11 protein-coding genes are annotated in these 10,736 nt (G+C 44.3%); 10 read left to right on the top strand and 1 reads right to left on the bottom strand.

The annotated features are described in order from the left end of the window. Window position 1: 1 nt before the first annotated feature. From BC343_RS25510 to BC343_RS25470, 10 genes are all read left to right on the top strand, one after another. Window positions 2-1,216: an efflux RND transporter periplasmic adaptor subunit gene (locus BC343_RS25510; protein WP_078350642.1), complete on the top strand. Its 1,215-nt coding sequence runs from the start codon at window positions 2-4 to the stop codon at window positions 1,214-1,216. A gap of 18 nt (window positions 1,217-1,234) precedes the next feature. After that, window positions 1,235-3,334 carry a heavy metal translocating P-type ATPase gene (locus tag BC343_RS25505; protein ID WP_078350641.1) on the top strand — a complete coding sequence of 700 codons (2,100 nt, stop codon included), beginning with the start codon at window positions 1,235-1,237 and terminating at the stop codon, window positions 3,332-3,334. Then, on the top strand, window positions 3,334-4,065 hold the full coding sequence (locus BC343_RS25500) for a ZIP family metal transporter (RefSeq protein ID WP_078350640.1): 732 nt from the start codon (window positions 3,334-3,336) through the stop codon (window positions 4,063-4,065). The genes BC343_RS25505 and BC343_RS25500 overlap by 1 nt, the downstream gene beginning before the upstream one ends. A gap of 9 nt (window positions 4,066-4,074) precedes the next feature. Further along, on the top strand, window positions 4,075-4,248 hold the full coding sequence (locus BC343_RS31125; RefSeq protein WP_156088772.1) for a hypothetical protein: 174 nt from the start codon (window positions 4,075-4,077) through the stop codon (window positions 4,246-4,248). A gap of 2 nt (window positions 4,249-4,250) precedes the next feature. Next, window positions 4,251-5,573 (top strand): RIP metalloprotease RseP, encoded by a 1,323-nt coding sequence (rseP, locus tag BC343_RS25495; RefSeq protein WP_078350639.1) that lies wholly within the window; start codon window positions 4,251-4,253, stop codon window positions 5,571-5,573. Continuing rightward, window positions 5,570-6,160: an HD domain-containing protein gene (locus BC343_RS25490; protein WP_078350638.1), complete on the top strand. Its 591-nt coding sequence runs from the start codon at window positions 5,570-5,572 to the stop codon at window positions 6,158-6,160. Before rseP ends, BC343_RS25490 begins: the two co-directional genes overlap by 4 nt. Before the next feature lie 20 nt (window positions 6,161-6,180). Continuing rightward, the gene (locus BC343_RS25485) at window positions 6,181-6,759 is read left to right on the top strand and encodes a hypothetical protein (RefSeq protein WP_078350637.1); all 579 of its coding nucleotides are present in this window, start codon (window positions 6,181-6,183) and stop codon (window positions 6,757-6,759) included. Between the two features lie 163 nt (window positions 6,760-6,922). Next, complete coding sequence (locus BC343_RS25480) at window positions 6,923-8,104, top strand: di-heme oxidoredictase family protein (protein ID WP_078350636.1); 1,182 nt, start codon at window positions 6,923-6,925, stop codon at window positions 8,102-8,104. Window positions 8,105-8,275: 171 nt separating this feature from the next. Beyond that, on the top strand, window positions 8,276-8,551 hold the full coding sequence (locus BC343_RS31260; protein ID WP_162276943.1) for a Rieske (2Fe-2S) protein: 276 nt from the start codon (window positions 8,276-8,278) through the stop codon (window positions 8,549-8,551). Next, complete coding sequence (locus tag BC343_RS25470; protein ID WP_078350634.1) at window positions 8,548-9,774, top strand: hypothetical protein; 1,227 nt, start codon at window positions 8,548-8,550, stop codon at window positions 9,772-9,774. Before BC343_RS31260 ends, BC343_RS25470 begins: the two co-directional genes overlap by 4 nt. Window positions 9,775-9,781: 7 nt before the next feature. Here the strand turns inward: BC343_RS25470 and BC343_RS25465 are convergent, their stop codons facing one another. Further along, on the bottom strand, window positions 9,782-10,669 hold the full coding sequence (locus tag BC343_RS25465; protein ID WP_078350633.1) for a bestrophin family protein: 888 nt from the start codon (window positions 10,667-10,669) through the stop codon (window positions 9,782-9,784). Window positions 10,670-10,736 lie beyond the last annotated feature (67 nt).

Below are 10,736 nucleotides of genomic sequence, written 5' to 3'. Positions count from 1 at the left end.
TATGAATAAGCGATTTTTAAAAATAACTGGCATTCTACCATTTTTAATAGTGGGTATATTGCTGAGCAGTTGCGGTGGTGGCAACAAAAAAGAGGATAATACTCAATCCGATACCACAAAAAAACAAGAGCAATCTGATATTGCTGAAATTACCGAGGCTCAATATAACACGATAGGGGTAACACTTGATACCGCTGGCAAGAAGGCGCTAAGTGGCGTTTTGAAAGTTAATGGATTTATTGACGTACCGCCGCAAGATCTTGTTAGCGTAAGTACGCAGATGGGCGGCATTATACGGTCGATACCTGTGTTGCAGGGATCAAAGGTGAGCAAAGGTCAAATAATAGCGGTTCTTGAAAACCAGGACTACGTACAATTACAGCAGGATTATCTGGACAGCAAAAGCCAGCATGAATTGAACTCTGCAGAATATAAACGCCAGCAAACGCTAGCCCAGCAAAACGTTACAGCGACCAAAATACTGCAGCAAGCAAAAGCAAACTACGAAAGTTCACTGGTACGGGAAGCGGCACTTCGGCAACGGTTACGGTTAATCAATATTAATCCTGATAGATTAACGCCCTCGGGTATTGGCAGTTCCATGAATATCTACTCACCGATCAATGGCTATGTCACAAAAGTAAATACCAATGTAGGCAAGTTTGTGAACCCTAATGATATTATGTTGGAAATCGTTAACAACGGTAATCTACATGTGGAACTGAATGTTTTTGAGAGAGACGCAGAGAAAGTTAAACCCGGCCAAACCGTTAGGTTCACACTTACAAACGATTCTACTGAACGTATCTCGATTGTGTCTTTAGTAGGGCGTGAAATCAATCCTGATAAAACCATACGCATCCACAGCATCGCCAAAGGAACCTTCAATGCGCTGCCAGGCACCTATGTAAAAGCATTTATAGAAACAGGCAAAGACGATTTGACGGCATTACCGGAAAGCGCAATTGTCAACTTTGAAGGTAAAAAATATGTATTTGTCAGCGTTGGCACGATTAACGAAAAACGCAAGGACGGCCAGAATGAACCTGTTGCAGTTAAAGTATATCAATTTAAAATGGTAGAGATCTCCACAGGTGTAAGCGAAGGCGGATTTGTGGCAGTACAACTGCCGCCCACTTTGAACCCAGGTTCTAAAATCGTACTAAAAGGTGCCTATGATCTTTTAAGTAAACTGAAAAACAGCGAAGAAGAATAACCACTAAATCAATCGACCATGAAAAAGCAGGAAATGAAAAAAACTCAAACCAAAGCCAAACCCAAAGAGCTTCATAGCTCAAAAAAGGACACCGCCCAATCGGATAGCAAAAAGAAGAGTGCCGAAAATGAACACGAAGGACATGACCATGAAGAAGGTGCCGACCATGAGCATGGCGGTATTTTCGGTCCAAATACCGAACTGATATTTGCCATTATTTGCGGTGTAGCCTTAGGTACTGGCTGGGGGTTACATTTTATAAAAAACCTTCCAGATTGGGTTAGTCTTTCCTGCTATATCATTGCATACTTCTTTGGCGGATATTTCACTGCGAAGGAAGCTGTAGAAACGATCCTAAAAGGTGGTTTCGAAATTGATTTTTTGATGTTGGTTGCAGCCATCGGTGCAGCCATACTCGGCTCTTGGCTCGAAGGCGCACTGCTACTTTTCCTATTTAGCCTTGGGCACTCTTTAGAACACTATGCGATGGGGAAAGCCCGGAAATCAATTGCTGCTCTCACAGATCTAGCGCCGCCAACTGCATTGGTCATTCGTGATGGGAAACAAACCGAAGTCCGGATCGAAGAACTGCAGTTAGGTGAGATCATTGTGATAAAACCTAATACCAAAATACCAGCTGATGGCGTGGTGGTAAAAGGTGAAGGCAGCGTAAATCAGGCACCCATCACTGGTGAAAGCGTCCCTGTGGACAAACAGCCCGTTTCCGATCCTGAAAAAGATTACAGATCTGAAAAATCTATTAAAGCCGAAAACAGGGTATTTGCAGGGACCATCAATGGAGGTTCTGCTTTGGAAGTAAAAGTCATCCGTGAAGCCAAAGATTCGACCATCAGCAGGCTTGTCAAAATGGTAAATGAGGCTGAAAAACAGAAATCCCCTACTCAACTCTTTACAGATAAGTTTGAAAAATTCTTCGTACCGGCTGTATTGATCCTGGTAGCTGGACTTTGCTTTGCTTTCCTTGTTATAGACGAACCATTTAGCAAAAGCTTCTACCGCGCGATGTCAGTTTTAGTGGCTGCCAGCCCTTGTGCGTTGGCTATTAGCACTCCGAGCGCTGTGTTAAGTGGTGTCGCCCGTGCGGCAAAAGGCGGTGTGCTTATTAAAGGTGGGCGTCCGTTGGAAGACCTTGGCGAGCTCAAGGCAATTGCTTTTGATAAAACCGGAACACTTACAGAAGGAAAGCCAAAGCTTACGCAAGTTATCCCGTTGGATAAAAACACAGAACAAGAGGTATTAGAAACGGTCATTGCTGTTGAGCGTTTGAGCGATCATCCGCTTGCCCAGGCTATTGTGGTGGGTGGCATGGAACGTTTAAAGAAAAACCATAAAATCCCCGAGGCAAAAAATGTTAAAGGCATCACCGGACGCGGTGTTCAAGCGGAGATAGGCAGCGAAAAAATATTGATCGGTAACAAAGCCCTTTTTGCAAAAGGCTTACCCGATGAATTGAAAAAACAAGTAGAGGACCTTGAAAAAGCTGGCAACACGTCGATGCTCGTAAAATTAGGAAATGATTTTATAGGCATCCTCGCCTTAATGGATACCCCAAGGAAAGAAGCCAAACAGGTTATTGCTGAACTTAAAGCCCTTGGGATAAAAAAGATGGTAATGCTTACAGGCGATAATCAACAAGTTGCCGAAGCAGTTGCTAAAGAAGTAGGCGTAACTGATGCATGGGGCGATTTGATGCCTGAGGACAAAGTATCATCCGTACAAAAGCTCGACCGTTCAGAAAAGAAAGTCGCAATGGTTGGCGACGGCGTAAATGATGCCCCCGCAATGGCGAAAAGTACAGTTGGGATTGCAATGGGTGCAGCAGGATCGGATGTTGCTTTGGAAACTGCTGATATCGCGCTGATGGGCGACAAATTGGAAAGCTTACCATTTGCTATCGGTTTAAGCCGCAAATCGAGAGGGATTATTAAACAAAACCTATGCATCAGCTTGGGCATGGTGGCTGTATTGATTCCTCTTACAATTTTAGGCATCGCGTCTATTGGGCCTGCTGTGATCGCACATGAGGGTTCAACCTTATTGGTTGTTTTTAACGCCTTGCGCTTGCTTGCATACAAAAACGATAAAGCGATGAAATAATGAGCCGATTATTCCAAGAGGTTCTGTTAACCGTCATCCCTGTATTACTATTGTTATGCGGGGGAACTTTAGCGGTATTCCGTACTGCGAGTGCAGCGTTTAAAAGCATGACACTGCATTTTGCAGCAGGCGTTGTGTTTTCAGTAGTTGCTGTCGAGCTATTGCCGGACATGGTAAAACTTCACGACCCGATAACCATTGTAATTGGTTTTACAGTGGGTATTGCATCCATGTTATTAGTGAAACAGTATACCGAGAAACTGGAAAAGAAAGCTGTTACTACGCAGAGTGGGCAGAGTTTACCTTGGGCGGCACTTATCGCAATAGCCATCGATTTGCTGATCGATGGCATATTGCTCGGTATCGGTTTCGCTGCCGGTGAAAAAGAAGGTTTACTACTCGCTGTTGCATTGGCACTGGAGTGCTTCTCGCTTGGCATCGCGGTTATTACAACCCTTAGATCAAATACTAACAGCTCACTTGTATTCTATAAAGTACTTGCCGGGCTGGGAGTTATTTTCATTGTGGGGGCGGTTGCTGGCTTATTCTTATTGCACAATGCCAATGATAAAGTAATGGAGCTAATCCTTTCATTTGGTTCGGCGGCATTACTGTATTTGGTAACCGAGGAATTACTGGTGGAAGCTCACGAAGAAAAAGACTCGCCGTTGTTCACGGCGCTCTTTTTTGCGGGTTTTCTCATTTTCCTGATCCTGGGAATTATTTTATAAACGACAACAATGACGGATAACAAAGAACAGTCCGGTGACTTTACTAACCTTGATCCCAAGGTAAAACAAAAGGCATTGGAGATAGCAGCGACGCTAAATAAAGAGGATATTCCCGAAGGCAGTACTAAACTACAAGAAGCCGTCAGGCGCGCCAGGGAGTGGTTCATCAATTTGGAGGGTTAGCAATGGCAACATTGGTAATGACCCTGCAATTTTTGGCTGGCTTATGCCTCATCGTGGCCATTCATGAATTTGGGCACCTGATCGCGGCGCGCATATTCGGAATTAAGGTGAAAAAGTTTTACCTGTTTTTTGATGCGTTCGGCTTTGCGATCTACCGCAAAACAATTCGGGGAACGGAGTATGGGATCGGATGGTTGCCGCTCGGTGGTTATATCCGCATGTCTGGAATATTTTCGGAAACGGACGATGACGATACCAGTCCTTCAGGGAAACGATTTGACAAAAAGCCCGCCTGGCAAAGAATAATTGTAATGTTAAGCGGTATTATCATGAACACGCTGTTTGCCATTGTAGTGTTTACGGCACTATTCTTTTACTATGGGCGAAATCAACTAGTCGGCTTGAACGGGCCGCTCAAAATCGTACCAGGAGTTCTCGGTAAGCAGGTCGGGCTCAGGCCTGGTGACGAAGTTGCAGCGATGAATGCCGATTCAGTGTTTTATGAGGACGAAATGCTGAGCACGCACTTAATGCATGGCCACACGATATTGTCTGTCGTTCGCAAACAAGGCAAAGAGCGCGTCCATATGCACATCGCTGTTTCGCCTAAATTGATGCAGCTAGTTGCAAACAGAGGTTTAACCCAGTTCTTCTCCATACAGGCTGGTTTTAAAATCGACTCAGTTTATACCAACATCGACCCAAGAAATGATAAAGACTTCAGCAAAGCAAATATTGTAGCCCTCAATGGCGATTCGATCCGTTCATATAATGAATTCGTCATCAAGCTTAAGGAAAACAAAAAACGCCAATTATACCTCACAGTTATTCATGAAGGAAAAACCAGTACAATGCTGGCTCATACGGATAAGGACGGGCATATCGGGTTTAGCCTCGATAGTAAAATTCCCCCTGCCCAACCTGTTCGTATGTCACTTGGCGGTTCTGTGGCTTCCGGCGCTGTGCGTGTTGTTAATGCAGTGTCGGAAAATGGCAAGGGCTTAAGCGAAATAGTAACAGGACAGGTGAAAGCGACGGAAAGTTTAGCTGGGCCTATTAGGTTCGCCACATTCTTTGGAGAGCATTTTGACAGCCGCCGTTTCTGGAATTTGCTGGCCATACTATCTGTCGGCGTTGCTTTTTTTAATCTTCTTCCTATCCCTTTATTAGATGGTGGGACTGTTTTGCTATTGGCTGTAGAGGCCATACGCGGCAAACCCGTAAAACAAAACCATATCGAAGTGTTCCAGGCAAGCGGCTTTGTCTTCATGATAATTGTTGCAGCCTTTGTTTTTTACAATGACATTCAATACCTCACCCAATGACAGAATTAATTAAAAGCGCGGAGGTTTTCGTAGCCAAAATGTTAGAAAGCCAACTGCCTGCTGGCATGTGCTATCATAATATTGAACATACTCGTTTTGTAGTAGCTGCATTGACGGAGATCTGCAAGGGTGCCAACCTACCACAAACAGATAGGGATAAGTTGACGCTTGCTGGATGGTTTCACGATACTGGTTATTGCTACAGTTATATCGGGCATGAATCTATCAGCATGACCATTGCCGGTGATTTCATGAGAACACAAAACTGTAGCGATAACTTGATAAAATCTGTACGCGACTGTATTCGTGCCACACAAATGCCGCAAAACCCGAAAACGGAGTTAGAAGCAGCAATGTGTGATGCCGATATGGCACATCTTTCTTCTCCGGAATATTTCGATCACGCTGCTCTACTGCGTCAAGAATGGGCAAGCCGGCTACAAAAAACCTACACCGACGATGAATGGCAGCATTTGAATTTAAAACACATGGCGGATCACACGTACTTCACAGATTTTGCCTTGGCGAACTGGCAGGAACGCAAGCACCGCAATCTTAAAATGCTTCGCATGGCATTAAATGAATAACACTTAACAGACATCAACTTGTGAAAACAGCCAAAAATATTGCTTTCAAACTCATTTCAACTCTGAGTTTCTGCACCATACTATTGGTAGCAAGATCTCAACAAACAAGGCAGTCCGAAGATTATATGAGCATAATCAGGAAAACTGCGGACTCTCTAACAAGCCTGAAGCCTTTGGCCAATGCAAACGGATACTATTTTTTGGTTTCAAAAAGCATTTATGATAGAGCAATTTTTATTACAAAACGGGAACTACAGCTACAAGCTAAATCAACCAATGCAAAATTAGTTCAAGAGGTATTAGATGTACTGGTAGGGCTAAATAAGAGTTTAGTCAGTTCCAATATCTCGAAGGCCAACACAGCCAATCCGCCTTTATTTGTTCAAACGGTTAAAGCGTCCCTGGGAAATTTTACACGTTATAAAAAGCCGGAAAAGCTTGATCGATTAGGTGAATACCGATGGACAATGTTACAGGTATTTGAAAACTTAAATCAAATCAATGTTGGATATCAGGTTACTGGCTTGCCTTCAGAAATCAAACAACAATGTTGGCAGCGCATATTAATCCATCAAAAAATGACCAATCGGCATAAATAAAACCCAAACAAATCGTTATCGCAAAACAGGCAACCTCTTTATTTTCAGATGCAAGCAGGATAGATATCCGAAGATATTCAAGGAAAGCTAAATAAATTAATTTTATTCATATAGTTTTATTTATTAGTCTTATCTAATTTTATTTTTTAGATTTACGACATAAATGAAATTAAGACTAATTTTTCCGCTTCTGCTATTATCGGCATGCACAAAACTTCAGCCAGCTGGCCCGAAAGCCGATCAAGTACTGGATGGGCCTTTAGAGAATCTCACGCCGGAACAGCGGCTGCAGTTCTTGCGTGGCGATATTGCATTTAACGACGAAGTGTTCACAAGGGAAACAGGGCTCGGTCCGTTATTTGTTTCTACATCTTGCGGTAGTTGCCATGCCGGTGATGGCAAAGGGCACCCATTTACTACCCTCACCCGCTTTGGTCAAACCGATGTAGGCGGAAATCAATACCTGCAGTCCGGCGGGCCTCAATTACAGCACCGCGCGTTACAAGGGTTTGAACCGGAACAAATTCCGGCAGGAGCCACCTTTTCGCGTTTTATGCCACCTGCCAATACCGGCCTTGGATTACTTGATGCGGTTGCGGATTCTTCGATCCTGGCAATGGCTGACCCCATGGATAGAGACAGCGACGGCATCAGTGGCGAGGTGAGTTGGATCTCTCCAAAGAAATACAGCCAGCAACGCCCAGGTGGCATTTCACAAAACGGAAAAGTTATCGGCCGCTTCGGAAAAAAAGCCGCTGCCTATGATCTACTGCATCAAACAGCAGTGGCTTATAATGAAGATATCGGTATCACTTCGGTTTTTGAACCGATAAGCACTTATAATGGCGAAGAAGGCGACCCTGAAATAGCCAGCCAGACGGTATTAGATGTAGTATTTTACCTGAAAACGTTAAAAGCCCCCATTCAGCGCAATGCATCTACTAAAGACGTGGTGGACGGCAGAGCGCTTTTTATAAGTGCAAAATGCGGCACTTGCCATCGACCGGAACTCAAAACCGGTTATTCGCCAATCAATGCATTATCCCAGATTTCCTTTTATCCTTACACTGATCTGTTGCTGCATGATATGGGTAGTACGCTTAACGATGGCTACACCGAGGGTGGCGCCAAAACTTTCGAATGGCGCACGCCACCGCTTTGGGGGTTGGGCCTTTCTAAAAACTCACAGGGTGGCGGATATTTTCTCCTGCATGACGGACGCGCCAAAAGCATAAATGAAGCTATACTCCTGCATGGCGGAGAAGCTACACGTAGCCGGAATAATTACCAGGCCTTATCAGAAGCCGAACGAAAGAAAGTGTTAATTTTTTTAGAATCCTTGTAATACATGAACCGGCGAAATTTTCTACGGCAGAGCTGCGCATCGTGCGCTCTTGGGTTGGCAGGCTTCTCAGCTGTATTGGCTGGTTGCACTTCTAAGCGGTATATAATTGGCAACATGGTTAAAGACGGAATTTCAATCCCTTTGAACCTCTTAAACCCTGCCGACGGGCCTATGGCATACTATATTGTACGGAATGATAAGCTTCTTTTTCCTATCTGCGTATTTCATACTGATAAGAAAAACTATACTGCGCTATGGATGCAATGCGCTCATCAGGGTGCCGAATTGCAGGTTTCGGGAAATGAATTAGTTTGCCCGGCGCACGGCAGTGCATTCGACAGTAGCGGCAAAGTAACCAACGGGCCTGCGGTAAATGGCCTGCGAACCTTCCCCGTGTCGGTTCTTGGCGACGATCTTTTTATCGACTTACGCAAACGCAAAGCATGAAAAAGATATTCATTGTTATAGCCTCTTGCCTCTTTGTAAAAACGGCAGTTGCCCAGATAGACAGTTCATTGCTTCGCAGAAGCGCTATAGATACCAGTGGGCTAAAATTGAATATGGATGCCGCCTACTCACGGCCATTTTTGAGTATTGGCAAATTTCCAGTGTCATTTGGCGGGTATGCCGAAGCTAATTACCAGCATCTTGGCACTAATGGGGTAACCGAAGGGCATCAGTTTCAAATGCGGCGTTTTACTCTTTTTGTCGCTTCAACTGTTTCTGAACGTATTAAATTCCTATCAGAGGTAGAGTTTGAAGATGGTGCAAAAGAGATCAATGTTGAGTTTGCCGCGCTTGATGTTGAGCTCAATCCGCTGCTCAATCTTCGCGGAGGGATTATTTTAAACCCGATCGGTGCGTTCAATCAAAACCACGATGGGCCAAAATGGGAATTTGTCGACCGCCCCATGTCTGCAACAGAAATGCTTCCGGCTACCTGGAGCAACGTAGGGTTTGGTATATACGGTAAAACTTTTAAGGGTGATTGGGCGCTCGCATATGAAGCTTATCTCACTAATGGATTTAACGATAGGATAATTGATAATGGCGTAGGCAGAACTTCGTTGGCCGCCGCAAAGTTAGATCCCACACGCTTTGAGGAAAGTTATAACGGCATTCCTCTCATCACATTGAAAACGGCAATAAAAAAGAGAAATTTTGCCGAACTGGGGCTTTCCTACATGGGGGGTATTTACAATAAGTTTCAGGATGATGGGCTGCAATTAGATAAAAAGCGGCGCGTGGATACCTATGCATTAGATATGAACTTTACTTTGAGCAATTGGCGAACAGCCGTAAACGCAGAATGGGCATGGGTATTTGTCGATATTGCACCAACCTACACACAGCAATATGGACGGCGGCAGCAAGGTGGCTTTGTCGACATAGTGCAACCGATTTACCGAGGTAATTTTGCAGGACTGCCGAACTCTGTTATAAACCTGGCTTTAAGAGCGGAGTATGTCGATTGGAACATTGGGCGGTTCAATGAAACTAAAGGAAACATTGGTGACAACTTTTGGGGGCTGACACCTGCGATTAGCTGGCGCCCGGGAGCACAAACGGTGGTTCGTGTTAATTACAAAATAGTGCGGCAAACCGACTTGCTCGGTAATCCTCCGGCAAAAACAGGTGGATGGCAAATCGGGTTTTCGAGCTATTTTTGATAACTAGCTACATGATATAATAATCTGCCGAGTTAACTGCGGTCGCAGGTGCTGGCTGTCCTGACATTTCCATCAGGTTACGCTCAATAGTTGCTGATAAGGTAGTCATTGGCGTGTCGGTCGGTTTGTTTTCAAACGGGTCCTGCATTAAAATAGCTGTGCGCTCTATAGCAATGAATAGTACCGGGACAATCGTGGTTATAACAATCTCTATGATCCAGTGATTATCCTCCAAACCAAAAGGCAACATTGTCATTAGCACATAGATGAGAAAGTGGATAAGCATGCTGTACGAACGCGGAAGCACGGTGTTCTTGATACGCTCGCATTTACCCATGGAATCGGTCAAGCGAGCTATCGTTGCATCGATCTGCACTAATTTGTTGGCGTTCAAATTATAAGCCATGCCAATATTCGCTAATTCTTCGGCATGTTGGCTAAGGATTAAATTGGGGCGGTTATCGCTGTCTTTACCCAACTTGCTAAAAAAAGCGTTCACCTTTTCTGAAAACGATACTTTCCGAAGATTCTCCGACAGTGCATAACACCAAATAGCCTGACGACTGGCAAAACTTCTTATATATTCTTGCTTCTTCGTATCTTCAGGAATGAACAAAATAAGCTGGCGTATCAATGTACGGCTATCATTGACAATTGCCCCCCAAATAGTACGGGCTTCCCACCATCGTTCGTACGATTGGGATGTTCGAAAAGCTAGTAGCAGCGATAGCAACGTAGCTATCAACGCTGAAATGCTAAGCGGTATAGATATATCCTTAAGAAAAGCAACATGATCGAGTGAGCCGACCAGCGTTGCGTAAACAACGATGGCCAGCACGTCCCATTTTATCAAGTTTATAAAGTAATTTACGGAAATCTGTTTTTTTAACAACATGATGTAACGGTTAATTAGGACTACTATTTAACAGGTTAGCCATACCCGATCTCACATACGCTTGGTC

It is taken from the genome of Mucilaginibacter pedocola (assembly GCF_002013915.1).
GTDB lineage: Bacteria > Bacteroidota > Bacteroidia > Sphingobacteriales > Sphingobacteriaceae > Mucilaginibacter > Mucilaginibacter pedocola.
This window is presented reverse-complemented; position numbering and strand designations above follow the sequence as displayed.